The sequence below is a fragment of the Microvirga sp. VF16 genome (assembly GCF_016864375.1).
In the GTDB taxonomy this organism is placed as follows: Bacteria; Pseudomonadota; Alphaproteobacteria; order Rhizobiales; family Beijerinckiaceae; genus Microvirga.
Map to the genome: position 1 here is coordinate 3191923 of NZ_CP069354.1, position 14859 is coordinate 3206781.

General features: G+C 62.3%; 10 protein-coding genes. 2 read left to right on the top strand and 8 right to left on the bottom strand.

The genetic code is table 11. The features are described from left to right. Nucleotides 1-4: 4 nt before the first annotated feature. The 4 genes from JO965_RS14840 to JO965_RS14855 form a co-directional block, all read right to left on the bottom strand. Nucleotides 5-793, bottom strand: a complete 789-nt coding sequence (locus JO965_RS14840) for an ABC transporter permease (protein WP_203439655.1) — start codon at nucleotides 791-793, stop codon at nucleotides 5-7. Further along, nucleotides 793-1641 carry an ABC transporter permease gene (locus JO965_RS14845; RefSeq protein WP_203439656.1) on the bottom strand — a complete coding sequence of 283 codons (849 nt, stop codon included), beginning with the start codon at nucleotides 1639-1641 and terminating at the stop codon, nucleotides 793-795. The genes JO965_RS14840 and JO965_RS14845 overlap by 1 nt, the downstream gene beginning before the upstream one ends. A 10-nt stretch (nucleotides 1642-1651) precedes the next feature. Continuing rightward, nucleotides 1652-2692 (bottom strand): PotD/PotF family extracellular solute-binding protein, encoded by a 1041-nt coding sequence (locus JO965_RS14850; protein WP_203439657.1) that lies wholly within the window; start codon nucleotides 2690-2692, stop codon nucleotides 1652-1654. Nucleotides 2693-2879: 187 nt separating this feature from the next. After that, entirely contained in the window at nucleotides 2880-3566 is a 687-nt protein-coding gene (locus JO965_RS14855; protein WP_203439658.1) for a phosphoribosyltransferase, read from the bottom strand. 95 nt (nucleotides 3567-3661) lie between these two features. Here JO965_RS14855 and JO965_RS14860 point away from each other — a divergent pair, with 95 nt between their 5' ends. Beyond that, a complete protein-coding gene (locus JO965_RS14860) occupies nucleotides 3662-4831 on the top strand; it encodes a M20 aminoacylase family protein (RefSeq protein WP_203439659.1) in 1170 nt (389 codons plus the stop codon). Between the two features lie 3 nt (nucleotides 4832-4834). On the opposite strand, the gene JO965_RS14865 is transcribed toward JO965_RS14860, so the two are convergent. Then, the gene (locus tag JO965_RS14865; protein WP_203439660.1) at nucleotides 4835-7273 is read right to left on the bottom strand and encodes a helicase-related protein; all 2439 of its coding nucleotides are present in this window, start codon (nucleotides 7271-7273) and stop codon (nucleotides 4835-4837) included. Between the two features lie 284 nt (nucleotides 7274-7557). Continuing rightward, nucleotides 7558-9603, bottom strand: coding sequence for a prolyl oligopeptidase family protein (locus tag JO965_RS14870; RefSeq protein ID WP_203439661.1), 2046 nt, complete (start codon nucleotides 9601-9603; stop codon nucleotides 7558-7560). 148 nt (nucleotides 9604-9751) lie between these two features. On the opposite strand from JO965_RS14870, the gene JO965_RS14875 reads away from it, so the two are divergent. Continuing rightward, nucleotides 9752-10126, top strand: a complete 375-nt coding sequence (locus JO965_RS14875; protein ID WP_203439662.1) for a hypothetical protein — start codon at nucleotides 9752-9754, stop codon at nucleotides 10124-10126. 37 nt (nucleotides 10127-10163) lie between these two features. On the opposite strand, the gene JO965_RS14880 is transcribed toward JO965_RS14875, so the two are convergent. Further along, nucleotides 10164-13310, bottom strand: coding sequence for an efflux RND transporter permease subunit (locus JO965_RS14880; protein WP_203444195.1), 3147 nt, complete (start codon nucleotides 13308-13310; stop codon nucleotides 10164-10166). After that, nucleotides 13310-14515, bottom strand: a complete 1206-nt coding sequence (locus JO965_RS14885; RefSeq protein ID WP_203439663.1) for an efflux RND transporter periplasmic adaptor subunit — start codon at nucleotides 14513-14515, stop codon at nucleotides 13310-13312. The genes JO965_RS14880 and JO965_RS14885 overlap by 1 nt, the downstream gene beginning before the upstream one ends. Nucleotides 14516-14859 lie beyond the last annotated feature (344 nt).

Genomic DNA, 14859 nt, shown 5'->3' on the forward strand with positions numbered 1-14859 from the left:
AAAGCTACTTCGCAAGAAAGGTGAGGCCGAGGGTTCGCTCCACGATGGCCATCACGGCCACGGTGAGGAACATCAGAAGCACGGAAACGGAGGCGACGGTTGGGTCGAAGAACTGCTCCACATGGGCGAGGATCTGGATCGGCAGGGTGCTGATTCCCGGCCCGGTCAGGAAGAGCGAGACCGACACGTCATTGAGCGAGGTGATGAAGGCGAGGATGAAGGCCGCGATCACCCCTGCCCGCACATTCGGCAGCACGATAGTGAAGAAGGTCTTCACCGGAGCGCTCCCTAAGCTGATCGCCGCCTCCTCGATGGAGAAGTCGAAGGAGGCAAGACTCGCGCTGATCACCCGCACCACGTAAGGCAGCACGATCAGCGTGTGACCGATGAGGAGGGACAGGAAGATTGGCGCGCCGGTGCCGACCGTCAGCGACTTCAGCAGGGCGAAGCCGAACACGATCTCGGGCACGAGGATCGGCAGTACGAACAGCGTTCCCAGCCATTTCGGCAGCTCGATCCGGAATCGGTTGAGCGCATAGGCCGCCGGAATGCCGATCAGGAGAGCGATGAGCGTTCCGAGAAGTGCGATCTGCAGGCTCGTTATGATGGTCCGTCGGAAAGCACTGATCTCGAAGATATTCGAGAACCAGCGCAGGGAAAGCCCTTGCGGCGGGAAGGTCAGGTAAGTGGTGTCGCTGAGCGCCGCGCCGACGACGATGACGAGCGGAACCATCAGGAACAGATAGACCAGCGCCGTGACGACGATCAGGAGGAAATGAGGTCTGTCGGACATCACGTGGCCATGGGGTTGATGCGGCGGGCGATATGGCTCATCGCGAGAACGATGGAGATGGTGATCACCGTCATGATGGTGGCGATCGTCGAGGCGCCGACCCAGTCGAAGGACACCATGGCGCGTTGCTGGAGCAGGGTCGCGAGCACGGTCTGACGCTCGCCACCGAGCAGTTGCGGCGTCGCATAAGCCGTGAAGCTGCCGGTGAAGACGAGCACGGCGCCGACGATCAGCCCCGGCACGGCGAGCGGCAGCAGCACCTGCCAGAAGGTCGCCATCGGGGACGCCCCGAGGGACGAGGAGGCTTGCAGCACGTCCTTGGGGATGTTCTCCAGCACGCCGACGAGGGAGAGAACCATCAGCGGCACGAAGAGATAGACCATGCCGACAACCACGGCGCCTTGCGTGTAGAGCATCTCGAGCGGCTCGTTGGCGATGCCGAGCGACAGCAGGGTCTGGTTGAGAATGCCGTTGCGGCCGAGAATGATGAGCCAAGCAAAGGCGCGGACCACGACGCCGGTCAGCAGCGGAAACACCGCCGCAACGATCAGCAGGCTCTTCAGCTTGCCGGGCGCTCGTGAGACCACATAGGCGGTCATGAAGCCAAAGATCAGGGAGATGATCGTCGTGAAGGCGGAGATCTGCAGCGTCCGGAACAGGACGGTCGTGCGGAAGCCGCTGTTGAAATAGGAGATGTAGGGGGCGAAGGCTCCACGCGGATCCATGAAGGTCCCCGCGATCACGGCCCCGATGGGCACGATCAGGAACCCGATCACGGCGAGTATGGCGGGCGCGGTCAGCGCCCACCCTGTTGCGCCGGAACGGCGCCAGAAACGTCTTGCGGTCATGATGGCCGGATTACTTCCCGAAAACCTCGCTCCAAGCGTCGAGCCAATCGTTCTTGGCGGCGTTGAGCTTCTCGTAGTCGAGGCGCTTGAGCGACGCGATCATCTTCGGGCCGTAGGTCCAGCGGGAGGCCTGTTCAGGTGTCAGCTGCACCGCGGTCGCGACCGGAGCATCAACGCCACGCTCAGCCAGCGTCTGCTGGATCTTCGGATCGAGGATGAAGTTGATGAACTGATGCGCCAGCTCGGGGTTGGCCGCGCCCTTGGCGATATTCACCGTATTCAGGGTAGCGTAGTCGCCTTCCTTCAGCTCGGCCCAGCGCACGGTCGGCACGGCAGCCTGGATCTGGGCCAGGGTGAAGTCCTGCGCCATGGCGACGGAAACCTCGCCGGTCGAGAACAGGTTCACGAGCTCGGAACCGGTATTGTAGTTCTTGACCACATTCGGCTTGAGCTGCTCGAGGGCCTTGAAGGCGGCGCTTTCATCCTTGTACGGATCGACGCCCGCCTTGTTGGCAGCGACCAGAACCGTCATCGGACCTGCAGTGGTGGTGATGCCGGGCAGCGACACGCGGCGCTTGAGATCGTCACGCCACAGATCGTTCCAGGAGGTGATGGGAGCCGACACCTTGGCGCTGTCGTAGATGATGCCGACGCGGCCGATGGTGTAGGCCGGGCCAAACTTGCCCTGCGGCTCCTTGGCGAGATCGTAGATGCCGTTGATGTTCGGGATCTTCGAGCGGTCGATCGGCTGGAACAGTCCTTCCTGGATGCCGATCTGCGAGTAGCTGTCAGTGAGATAGACGACGTCCACGCCACTGCCGCCGCGGATCTTGATCTTGTTCAGGCGGTCGGCATTGTTGCCCGTCTCGAAGACGAGCTCGCAGCCGCACTGGGCGCGGAACGGCTTGAGGATGATCTCTTCCAGCTTGTCGCCGTTGAAGCCCCACCAGGAAATCGTGAGAGTCTTGTTCTGGGCCATGACCGGAGCGGCAGTCAGCGCCCCCAGAACAAGAGCCATGCCCGCAATCGGTTTCCGCCAACGCCCTACCATCTCAGGATCTCCTAGGTTCCATTGTTTCACAGCCAAGGATATGGGTGCCGATACCCTTCACAAGGGCTATGACCGCCCTACAGGCACCACGCATTAACACAACCACGGCCCTGGGAAAGCCCTGCCCGACCAAGACTTTGCCGACCTTACCGCCATTTTGCCCAAAAAACTTGCAATTCGAGGAAGGCTATTCGGCGGCCCAGCCGCCGGCTGCCGTCCGCGTCAGGCGGGGAGTCCGGAGAACGCCCACGACACGGTCGGGCCATTGTGCGCCGAAAGCCCCAAGCGGCTCCCGCCAAGCCTCGGTCTGCAGCATCGCCGCGCCGATGGCGACGGGCTGCACGCCGCAGGAATCCAGGAGCTTCAGGGCCGCAACGATGGACCGGCCGCTGCTGATCACGTCGTCCACGAGCAGAACCCGCCGGTTCTCGATCACGGGCAGCATGCGTGGGTCGAGATAGAGGCGCTTGACCTGCTCCGGGCTGGTGATCGAGGTCATCGGCACCGAAAGCTCCTCGCGGTACCAGAACTTGCGCGAGGTCCCGAGCGGGACATAGCGGCCGTGACCGAGCTTCTTCGCCGTGCCGCTCGCCAGCGTGAGGCCAAGGGTGGGAAGCCCAATCACCACTTCCGGTTCGAAGGGGCGGACCTTGTCGGCAAGCGCCCCGCAGAGCGCGCCCTCGACGGCGAAACCGGCCTGGTTGATGATGAGAGAGGCGAGCGCATGCTCGCCATCGGCCAGTTCGCGGATCGGCAGGCGGAGCTGGCGCCCGTCTTCGAAAGCGGCCGGATAGAAACCGCGATGCCCCTCGGCCGGATCGCTGGCGAAGGTCCCGGGCGGATGGATCTCCTGCCAGAAATCATGAGGCTGCATCGCTCGTTTCTTTCCGCTCTCAAGACAAGGGCAATTGTGGCCCGGTCGTCACCGCGCTATCGAACGGGCTGCCATTGCCCCAGGACGACAGCACGATGCCCGAACAGAATCTCATCCAGGCCGACCTATCATTCCTGCGCAGCCTCCGCCAAGACCTGCATGCTCATCCGGAGCTCGGTTTCGAGGAAGAGCGGACGAGCGGCATCGTCGCCGCCCTGCTGGAAGAGGCGGGCCTTCGCGTGCATCGGGGTCTGGGCAAGACAGGCGTCATCGGCACGCTGCAGGTCGGCAGCGGCACGCGAACCATCGGCCTTCGTGCCGACATGGATGCGCTGGCCATGCCGGAACAGGCGGAGCGTCCCTACAGGTCGAAATTTTCTGGCAAGATGCATGCCTGCGGCCATGACGGGCATACGACCCTACTGCTCGGGGCCGCACGCCATCTGGCCAGAACCCGCAACTTCTCCGGGACAGTGCATTTCATCTTCCAGCCGGCGGAGGAAGGCCGGGGCGGCGCGAAGAAGATGGTGGAGGACGGGCTCTTCGACCTGTTTCCCTGTGACGCAGTGTACGGTCTGCACAACATGCCGGGGCTCGCCATCGACGAGATGGCGGTAACAGTCGGTCCGCAGCTCGCCTCGTCCGATACCTGGCATGTCACCTTCAAGGGCATCGGCACCCACGGTGCGAAGCCGCATCTCGGCAAGGACCCGATCACCGCGAGCGGTCATTTCCTCTCCGCCCTGCAGAGTATCGTCGGACGTATGGTCAACCCACTACAGCCCGCTGTGGTGAGCGCCTGCTCGGTCCAAGCCGGTGATCCGCGGGCGCTCAATGTCATTCCGGATATCGTGGAGATCGAGGGAACGGCTCGGGCCTATTCGGCGGAGGTCCGCGACCAGCTCGAAGTGGAAATCGAGCGTTTAGCCCGAGGCGTCGCGGCGATGTTCGGCATTGAGGTTTCTTATGAATTCCGCCGTCGCATTCCGCCAGTCATCAACCATGTGGACGCAACGGCCCGCGCCCTCAAGGCGGCGCAGGCTGTGTGTGGTGCCAAGGTGGTGATCGATTTCGAGCCATCGACGGCGGGCGATGATTTCGCTTTTTTCGGCGAATCCGCGCCTGGAGCCTATGTTTGGCTGGGCAACGGCCCGGCCGTCGATGGAGCGCTGCATCACAACACGGCCTACGACTTCAACGACGAAGCCATTCCGACCGGCGTGGCGTTCTGGGTTGCTCTCGTGGAGCAGGAACTCGCAGTCTGAGGATTACCGTCTTCTGACCCGATACTGCTCGACCTCCGCCGTCTCGGCCGCCCCCCGGGCGCGCCGATTCTTTCGCTGCCGCTGTGGTTTCTCGCCTCTGCCGCGCCGCGATTTCTCATCGGGTCTGCGACGATGGGAGACGGAAGTGGCAACGAGCTTTTCTTCGATCTTCTCGTTGAGGCTCGCGCGCAGATCGACCACAATGTCTACATCCTCGAAGACATCCGGATAGCGTTGAGCCAACCAGAGCCAGCTGGTGGCAATTTTCACCCTGGCTTCCAGCTTGAGAAGATCCGTGTTCACACCGAAGTCTGGCGCCTGGACGCGCCCATCGCGGGCGTGCTGACGGGCCCAGTCGAGCAGCAATTCGACCGCCAGTTGCTCCCGCGTATCGACCGGTGCCATCGCGTAGGACAGCCGGTCAAGGATTGGCATATCGACCGTATCGAGAAGCGTCGCCAGCTCGATCATCTCCTCCATATCGGCCATGCGCAGATCCGGGTGCCCGGCCACAAGCGTGTCATTCAGGTGGCGGAGAACACGGCCGAGCCGGTCGGTCTGCAGCACCTCGCTTGCCGAGAGCACCGTCTCCTGGTTCGGTCGGACATAGGCCTTGCCTCGCAGCTTTGCGGCATCGCCATTCAGCGCGTTACGAATGACGGTCTCGACCTGGGCATAGGCGCCTGCATCCTGCAGCGCGGTCACAAGCCCTTCGTCATGGTGGCCGAAGCGCCCTGCCCGGCCTGCGATCTGCTTGATCTCCATGGCGGTGAGCTGGCGCTCGCGAACGCCGTCGAACTTGCGCAGGGTTGAGAACACGACTCTCCGAAGCGGGCCGATATTCAGCCCCATGCCGATGGCATCCGTCGCGACGAGGATTTCCGCATCGCCGTTGCGGAACCGCGCAGCCTCCGCCCTGCGAACTTCGGGACCTAATGCACCATAGACCGTCGCAACAGTGCGCCCCGCCGCGACCAGACGTGTTCGCAGGTCGTGCACGTCCCGGCGGGTAAAGGCCACCACCGCATCACCGCGCGAGAGCTTGTTGAAATTGGCGGGAACACCCTCCACGCGAAGCTTGCCCTTGCGCTTGAGGATCTTCACCTCCAGCGGCTCGCCGGTCATGGCGACAAGATGCTCGACGAGGGGGATTGCCTCCGGCGCGCCGGTCAGCACGACGAGATGCGCAGGCGCACCGATCATGGCCTGTGTCCAGGCCCAGCCACGGCTGGAATCGTCCAGCATCTGAATCTCGTCGATCACGCAGACATCGACGACACAATGCAGGTCCAGGGTCTCGATGGTACGGGCGATATGCGTTGCGCCTTCTGGCAAAACGCGCTCCTCGCCCGTGATCATGCCGGCTGCAAAGCCGTCCTCGCTCAAGCGTTCATAGTGCTCGAGCGCGAGAAGTCGCAGGGGCGAGAGGATTTCGGCGGTCTCGGCTTCCCCAGCAAGCTTGAGAGCCTCGTGGGTCTTACCCGAATTGGTCGGGCCCGCGAGGAACAGGAACCGACGGTTCAGAGAGCGAGCAACCGGGAAGATTGCTGCATAGCGCTCGTAGCCCGATGCCTCGCGGATCTGCGCCTCGCGCAGATGCCGGAGTCGTCTCGCAGCTGCCCGGGAGCGGAAGTCGTCGAGCTTTTGCCGCAGCTTGCGTCCCGCTCCTGCCGGACCACTCTTGTCCGAGGCATGGATACGATCGAGCTTATCGAGAGCCGTACGAATGCCGCGGAGAATGGCTTGGCGTTCCTCCGGATCCTCGTAGGCATCCAGATAGGTTTCGAGCTCGTCGCGCCAGCCTTCAAGTTCCCGCTCGCAGGCCTCGAAGGTTTCATCCCGCAAATCGACGAGTCTGGCTTCGAGGGCTTCCGAGGCGGCGGCAAGCTCGTTGCGCTCCACGCGAGCCGGCGAAAGCACGACAGCAGCGACTTCCAATGGTTCAGCAAAGGCAAATTCGATGGCGATGTCGATGGGAGCGCTGTTCGGCAGGATCTCTATCGGCTTGCTGAAGACAGCCTTGTACCCCGCGAACACGCGCTCCGGCTTCCAGCGGCCGCGTTCGATCTTACGAATGTCCTCGGCAACAAAGAGTCCCGTGTTCTTTCGAACGGGGGCGAGAATGCTCTGTCGGCGTCGATGGTTGGCATCGTCAACGGGTTGTAAAGCGTCATCCTCCGAAGCCTTCCGACGGACGGGGGTAGGACGTTCAGGCCCTCCACCTGTCTGCGCTCGCCAAGCCGGAACCTCCGCCGCCAGCTGAGCAACGACGTCCGGATCGAACAGGGGCGCTTCGTATTTGCGTCCGCGCTTCTGGAATGTTCGCCGCTCAGCCACCGGGATCAGTCCGGCCTCAATCCAGCGTTCGCATTCAGCGGCGCTGGCGAGCAGGAGTCCTGGCAGATGATTGAGGCTGACGAGATTTTTCGACTTCTTGGACATTCAGACTTTCACATGCCGGAGCCATTGGTTGCCGCTCCGACCCTATTCGAAGGCGCCTGCTCACGGTTCCGGCTTCATGCCAGAATCAACACTGGAAAGGCGCAAATGTTTTCGGGTGACGATGCTCGCTTTAGCCGGGGTCGGCCCACAATGTCTCCGGATGAGACTAAGGCATTGAGCTGTCGAATCTTTCTCTCCCTATGTGTTGACGGCATAATACAATATCAAGGTCCTGGCTGACGATAGTCACCCCTCATCCGCAACGCATTGTTCCCTGCCGCGTTTCAGGCGCCAGCCTCCCCGGAGAGCGTCTTCTTGAGGAACGACAATCCGAGGGCCGAAAGGAAGGCCGCCTGCTCCTTGTTCGCCGCGCCGTGCCCGCCGTCGTCGGGCTCGTAGAAGAAGACCGGCTGCTTCATGGCTTCGAGCTTGGCCGCCATCTTGCGGGCGTGACCGGGATGGACGCGATCATCCCGTCGCGATGTGACCAGGAGTACCGGCGGATAGCTCCGCCCCTCCTCCAGGTTCTGATAGGCGGAAAAACCCGCCATATAGGCCCAGTCCTCGGGCAGATCGGGATCGCCATATTCGGCCACCCAGCTCGGGCCGGCGAGCAGCTGCGTATAGCGCTGCATGTCGAGGAGCGGCACGGTGCACCAGATCGCTCCGAAGAGATCAGGATAGCGGGTCAGCATGTTGCCGACGAGCAAGCCTCCATTCGAGCCGCCATAGGCTGCAAGCTGCCTCGTCGTCGTAACACCGCGTCTCAGGAGATCCTGGGCGATGGCGGCGAAATCGTCATGAGAGAGACGCTTGCCCTCGCGCATGCCAGCTTTGTGCCAAGCTGCCCCGAACTCGCCGCCGCCTCGGATATTGGCGACGACCCAGACATTGCCGCGCTCCAGCCAGGTCTTGCCGATGCCGCCGAGATAGCCTGGGGTCATGGAGACCGAGAAGCCACCATAGCCGTAAAGCACGGTCGGGCACGGGCCATCCTGATCCTTCGGTCCGATCTGGTAATAGGGTATGCGCTCGCCATCCACGGACATGGCCTCATGTCGTGTCACCTCAAGACCCGAGGGATCGAAGGCGGCAGGTGCTTCCTTGAGTATCTCGATCCGCTTGTCCTCGGTCACGAGGGCCAGTTTCGTGGGTTCGGTGAAGCTCGAAATCGAGAGCAGGAATTCGTCCGTGCGTTCGAGCTGGCTCGCATCGAGCGACATGGCGTTGACAGATGCGGTATCCGGCAGCCCCTCCAGCCGCTCCAAGTGCCAGGGGGCACCAGGCATGCCAAGCCAGATCTGGCTGGCTAGATTGTCGAGCACCGTCAGAACCAGTCTGGATTTGGTCCACCAGAACCCGGAGAGAACCCGCCTCGGGCCGGGCTCGAACAGCACCTCGAAATTCCGATCGCCATCCATGAAGCGCGAGAAGCTGATCGCCAGCAGGGCATCGGCCGGATAGGTGCCCTCCGGCAAAGCCCAATCGCTCTTGAGCTTCACGACCAGCCAATCCTTTTCCACGTCGAAGCGGGCATCGAGCGGGAGGTCGATGAGGAGTGGCGCGCCATCGTCCTGCGCGAGATAGCTGATCCCTTCCTCGAAGGTGATCTGGCGGCGGTAGAAAGTGCGTTCGTAATCCGGCTCCAGGTCGACGGAGGCCGAGATATAGATGTCGCTGGCTTCGCCCTCGAAGAGCACCGGAGCCTGCATGAAGTCAGAACCCCGATGCCATAGGCGTACGGTGCGTGGATAACCGGATGCCGTGGCCGAATTCTCCCCAAGCGTAGTCGAAACCAGGAGCCGATCCCTGTCGAGCCAGGTCGCCCCGCCTTTCGCTTCCTGCAGCATGAAGCCATCCTCGACAAAGCACTTCTCGACGAGGTCGAATTCGCGGATCTCGACGGCATCGGCCCCACCACGGGACAGGCTGACCAAGCCATAGCGCTGCTCTGGCTGGAGCGTGCCGCAGCCTTTCCAGACCCAGTCTTTTCCCTCCTGCTGAGCCAGTGCATCGATGTCGAGCACCGTCTCCCACGCGGGTTCCGCCTTGCGATATTCGTCCATCGAGGTGCGTCGCCACAGGCCACGCACATAGGTGACATCCTGCCAGAAATTGTAGAGCCGGCAGCGCCTTCTGGTGATGAAGGGAATGTTGTCCGGGCGGGTCGAGATTTCGTAAATCGTTCGCTTGTCCGCCTCGAACGCCGCATCGCACAGGGCAGCTTTCGTGATCTCGTTTTGAGCGCGCACCCAGGCGAGAGCTTCCTTGCCCTCTACATCCTCCAGCCAGAGATAGGGATCGGGGCGTTCCTGCATCCGTTCGGCCATGGCTGTGAGTTCCGTTCGGTTTGATGATGTCGGGCGGGCGAGAATCGATCGTAAGGATTATTGGTCAGGCAGAGCCACGGGCAACATTTTGCCCAGAACCGAACGGATCACCATCCGTTGATGATAAAATCATTTGAAGGGGGCCATTATGGATCCGTTCGTATCCGCACTAGAAGAACTTGCCGAAGCCCTGATGGCCGGTGAGGACCCGGAACAGGCCCTGCCTGACATTGCCGAGGAGCACGGTCTTCCGATCCCGGCCCTGCGCAATCGCGCCGTGCGAGCGCTCGGACCTCTCGAAACCTACAAGCAGCGTCAGGCGGAGTTGAAGAAGGAACGGGAGCAGACCGCGAGACGCCGGGACCCGGTTTTTGCAGGCGCTTCCTTCCTGGCTGCGGTCGCAAGCCTCAGCCCAAAGCTGTCTCCTGAAGAGAGGCAGGGCGAAATCGAGCGTCTCGCCGAGGAGTACGATGTCGATCCTGCCGCGCACAAGGAGGCCATCGAGCGGCTGCGCAGGCGCTGACGATCCGGGCGCTGTTACCAGCGCCCGGCCCTCGGCTCTAAACCTCTTTCGCTGGTGCGGATTCAGGCATCACCGGGCCGGCTGCCTTGTCGGCCTGTTTCCGCTCCCGCGTCACCAGACGGAAGAACAGCGGCACGAAGAGAATAGCGAGGAAGGTCGCAGCCAGCATGCCGCCGATGACGCCGGTGCCTACCGAGTGCCGACTTGCCGAACCGGCACCCGTCGAGATCGCCAGCGGCACAACGCCCAGGATGAAGGCGAGCGACGTCATCACGATGGGACGGAAGCGCAGGCGCGCCGCATCCATGGCGGCATCGTAGACGGTTTCCCCTGCCCTGTAGCGCTCGGCCGCGAATTCGACGATCAGGATCGCATTCTTGGCCGCCAACCCGATGAGGGTGACAAGCCCGACCTGGAAATAGATGTCGTTCTCGATGCCGCGCAGCCAGATGGCCAAGATGGCGCCGAAGACAGCAAACGGCACGGCCGTGATGACGGCAAATGGCAAGGACCAGCGCTCATATTGCGCCGCCAGGATCAGAAACACCATCACGAGACCCAAGAGGAACCCCTGCGATCCGGTTCCTGCCGATTGCAGTTCCTGATAGGCCGATCCGACCCAACCGATGGAATAGTCGGAGGACAGGTTCTGCGACACGATCTGATCGATTGCGGCGATCGCCTGCCCCGAGGAATATCCCGGCGCCGGATTGCCTTGAATCTTCGCAGCCGGAAACACATTGAACCGGTCCACCACATCCGGACCGACGATGCGAACGGTGGACAGAAGGACATTGAGCGGAACCATGGTGCCCCTGTCGGAGCGAACGTACACGTATTGCAGATCGTTCGGCGTCATTCGGAATTCGGGCTCGGAGGAGAGGCTCACCCGATAGGTACGTCCGAACAGAGTGAAATCGTTGACGTAAAAGCTGCCGAACGTACTCTGCATCGTGGCGAAGATTTCCGAGATCGGAACGCCGAGCGCCTTTGCCTTGTCGCGGTCGACATCGATCCGGTACTGCGGCACGTTCGTGTTGAAGGTCGTGGAGACGCCTGAGAGTTCCGGCCGCTGCCGGGCGGCCTGAACCACCTGTTGCGCCGCCTGCGAGAGACTCTCAAGAGAGCCGCCCGAGCGGTCCTGCAGGTAGAATTCGAAGCCGCCGGTCGTGCTCATGCCCGTGATCGGCGGCGGGTTGAAGCCGAAGACGATTCCATCACGGAAATTCACGTTGAGAGCCGCAAAAGCCGGAGCGAGATTGCGCGCATCGAGCCGGGGATCGGTCCGCTCCGACCAATCCGTGAGGGTCACGAAGGATACGCCGGAATTGGTCTTCTGCGCATTGGACAGCAGATCGAACCCGGCAATCGTCACAACGTCGGCGACGGCGGGATTCCGCTTCAGCTCCTCGCTCACCTTCGCGGTAATGTCGAGGGTGCGGTCGAGGGAGGCTGCAGGCGGCAACGCCGTCACGACGAAGAGATTTCCCAGATCCTCCGCCGGCACAAGCCCGCCGGGCACCCGCTCGAACAGCCACCAGGTGGCGCCAAGCATGCCGCCGATGAGCAGAAGAGCGATTGCGGCGTGGCGCAGGAAGAAGGCCGTCCCCGAGGTGAAGGTGCGCGTCACCCAATCGAAGCCCCGGTTGAAGACGCGGAATGGAAGCCACGGCTCGCTGTGCCCCTCCTTGAGGAGAAGCGCGCATAGAGCGGGAGTCAACGTGAGCGCCACGATGCCGGAGATTACCACCGATACCGCGATGGTCACGGCAAACTGCCGGTAGAGCTCGCCTGCGAGGCCTCCGAGGAAGGATACCGGGATGAAGACGGCGCAGAGGACGAGCACGACCGCGATCACCGGCCCGCTCACCTCCTGCATGGCCTGAATAGCTGCTTCCCGTGGCGCCTTATGCTCGGTCGACATGATGCGTTCGACGTTCTCCAGCACGATGATGGCATCGTCGACCACGATGCCGATGGCAAGGATAAGGCCGAAAAGCGTGAGGAGGTTGACCGAGAAGCCGAGCGCATACATGCCAGCGAAAGTGCCGACGATGGAAACCGGCACGGCCAGAAGCGGGATCAGCGTCGCGCGCCAGTTCTGCAGGAAGAGAAACACCACGAGCACGACAAGCACGATGGCCTCGATGAAGGTCTTGACCACCTCGTCGATGGAGACCTCGATAAACTTCGTTGTGTTGTAGGGAACATCGTAGCGCAGCCCGTCGGGGAAGCGCTGCGCGAGCCGGTTCATCGCCGCATCGACAGCCCCGGAGACATCGAGCGCATTGGCGCCGGGCTGGAGATAGATCCCGATCGGCACCGTCGGAGACCCGTTCAGGGTCGCTACGGTGGAATAATTCAGCGAACCGAGTTCGACCCGCGCCACATCCTTCAGCCGCAGCGCACCGCCGTTTTCATCGGAGCGCAGGACGATCTGCTCGAATTCCCGGGGATCCGCGAAGCGGCCCTGGGTCGTGACGGAATAGGTGAAAGCCTGCCGGCTCGGTGTCGGCTCTTCCGCGAAGCGCCCGGCGGCGAATTGCGCGTTCTGCTCGCGGACAGCGGCGGCAACGTCTCCAGGGGTCAGATTGTACTGCGCGACCTTGTCGGGACGAAGCCAGATGCGCATGGAATAATCCGATGCGCCGAAAAGGGAGGCGTCGCCGACACCGGGAGTGCGACGCAACTCGTCGATGATGTTGATAAGCGCGTAATTGGAAATGTAGATCGTATCGAAGCGCCGGTCGGGCGAGGACAAAGTCACGATCTGCAGGATCGAGGATGATCGCTTGGTCACCGTCACGCCCTGCCGTCGCACCTCTTCAGGCAGGACCGCCATCCCGCGTTGAACGCGATTGTTGACGTTGATGGTGGCTTGGTCGGCATCCGTGCCGGTCTGGAAGTAGACCGACAGGCTCATGGTCCCCGAGCCAGTCGAGGTCGATTGCATGTAGATCATGTCCTCGACCCCGTTGACCTGCTGCTCCAACGGAGCAGCGACGGTCTCGGCAATAGTCTCGGCGCTCGCCCCCGGATAGGTCGCCGAGACCACGACTTGAGGCGGAACGATCTCAGGATATTGCGCAACCGGCAGAACCCGCATGGCGATCAGGCCGATGAGCACGATCGCGATGGAGATGACCGAGGCAAAGATCGGGCGGTCGATGAAGAGTTTCGAAATCATGGCCGTGCCCCCGCTGTGGGGGCACTCGGGGTGCCTGTGGTCTGCACGACCGGAGGATCCATGTGCACCGGCCTGACGGGCTGGCCTGGCCGGACGCGGATCACACCATCGACGATCACGCTTTCGCCACCCTTCAGGCCTTCCCGCACCACCCAGCCCGCTACGAGCTCAGGGCCCAAGCGGATCGGGCGCGCCTGTGCCACATCGTTCTCGCCCAGAACATAGACAAGAGGTCCCTGCGGCCCCTGGCTGACAGCCTGTTGCGGGACGACGATCGCATCGGGCAAGGTTATGCCGATCAGTCGCACCCTGACAAACTGACCCGGCAGCAATACATTATCCGGATTGGGAAAGACGGCCCTCGCCTGAATCGTCCCGGTTTGGAGATCGACTCGCTGGGCAGCAGTATCGATCCTCCCGGTCTGTGAATATTTCGTCTGAGTGGCAAATTGCAGCTCGACCTTCAGATCCTTTTCGGAGAGTGGCTTTTCCCGCCTCTCGTTCAAGACGCGGAACGCCCTGTTTTCCTCATCGGTGAAGGAGAAGTTCACATAGGCCGGATCGATCTGGGAGATCGTGGTCAGAAGTGTCTGCTGTGCCTGAATGAGCGCGCCGACCGGCGGCGACTCCAGTGCCGTGATCCCAGTTCCGGGCGCGGTCACCGTCGTGTAGCCCAGGTTGAGCTTGGCATGCTGGATCTCCGCTTCGGCGAGCTGGACGCCGGCCCGAGATTGATCCCTCTGGGAGCGGGCATCCTGGAGCTGCGCATCTGTGGACACGCCGCGGCGAACGAGCTGGTCTACACGGTTGAAATTCTCCTCCGCTTGGCGGACAGCCGCCTGAGCCTGCAGCAGCTGGGCCTCCGCCCGGCTCAGCGCCACCTGATAGGGGGCGGGATCGATCCGGAAGAGCACCTGGTCCTGCGCGACCCGCGCCCCCTCGTCAAATTCGCGTTGGAGGAGGAGCCCACCGACGCGCGCGCGGACTTCAATATCGCGAAAGCCGGAGACCCGGCCTGCATAGTCTACCGGGTATGGCACTTCGGCCGGCTGCACCACGATGATTCCAACCTGGGGCGTTGGCAACGCGGAAGCCCCCGATGCCTGTTGCGAAGGCGGCTGTTGAGAGCGGAATAGGAAGAAGTAGACGCCTGCCGCGAGAACCAGACCGGCGACGGCGATGAGGAGGATGCGTTTGACCACCTTGCCCTCCATAATTTTTTGAGGCGGGCTGCCCCATCGAAGGAGCCGACCTTCGTCGACGCCAAGGGCGAGCCATAGGCAGCAGATCTCCGACCTGAAGCAGAACACCTTGGCTGTACGCGAGTTCCGCTGCATTCGGCTTCCGGCCTCGAAAGCACCTGTCGTCAGCATACTGCGGCACTTTAACGTGTGTTAACAAAATCTTTCCTTGTGTCGGGTTTCTGACAGACGAACGGCCGCGCTCCGGTATCATTCGCCTCAAACACAGAATGAACACATCGCAGGGGGCACAATCATGGCCATCCGTGCGCTTCCCATATCTTCATAGAAAGTCATGGGCTGTG

Excerpts from the sequence above, each read along its gene's own strand:
- JO965_RS14855 (WP_203439658.1), bottom strand. The coding sequence starts at position 3,566 with ATGCAGCCTCATGATTTCTGGCAGGAGATCCATCCGCCCGGGACCTTC.
- JO965_RS14875 (WP_203439662.1), top strand. The coding sequence starts at position 9,752 with ATGGATCCGTTCGTATCCGCACTAGAAGAACTTGCCGAAGCCCTGATG.
- JO965_RS14870 (WP_203439661.1), bottom strand. The coding sequence starts at position 9,603 with ATGGCCGAACGGATGCAGGAACGCCCCGATCCCTATCTCTGGCTGGAG.
- JO965_RS14860 (WP_203439659.1), top strand. The coding sequence starts at position 3,662 with ATGCCCGAACAGAATCTCATCCAGGCCGACCTATCATTCCTGCGCAGC.
- JO965_RS14865 (WP_203439660.1), bottom strand. The coding sequence starts at position 7,273 with ATGTCCAAGAAGTCGAAAAATCTCGTCAGCCTCAATCATCTGCCAGGA.
- JO965_RS14850 (WP_203439657.1), bottom strand. The coding sequence starts at position 2,692 with ATGGTAGGGCGTTGGCGGAAACCGATTGCGGGCATGGCTCTTGTTCTG.
- JO965_RS14845 (WP_203439656.1), bottom strand. The coding sequence starts at position 1,641 with ATGACCGCAAGACGTTTCTGGCGCCGTTCCGGCGCAACAGGGTGGGCG.
- JO965_RS14840 (WP_203439655.1), bottom strand. The coding sequence starts at position 793 with ATGTCCGACAGACCTCATTTCCTCCTGATCGTCGTCACGGCGCTGGTC.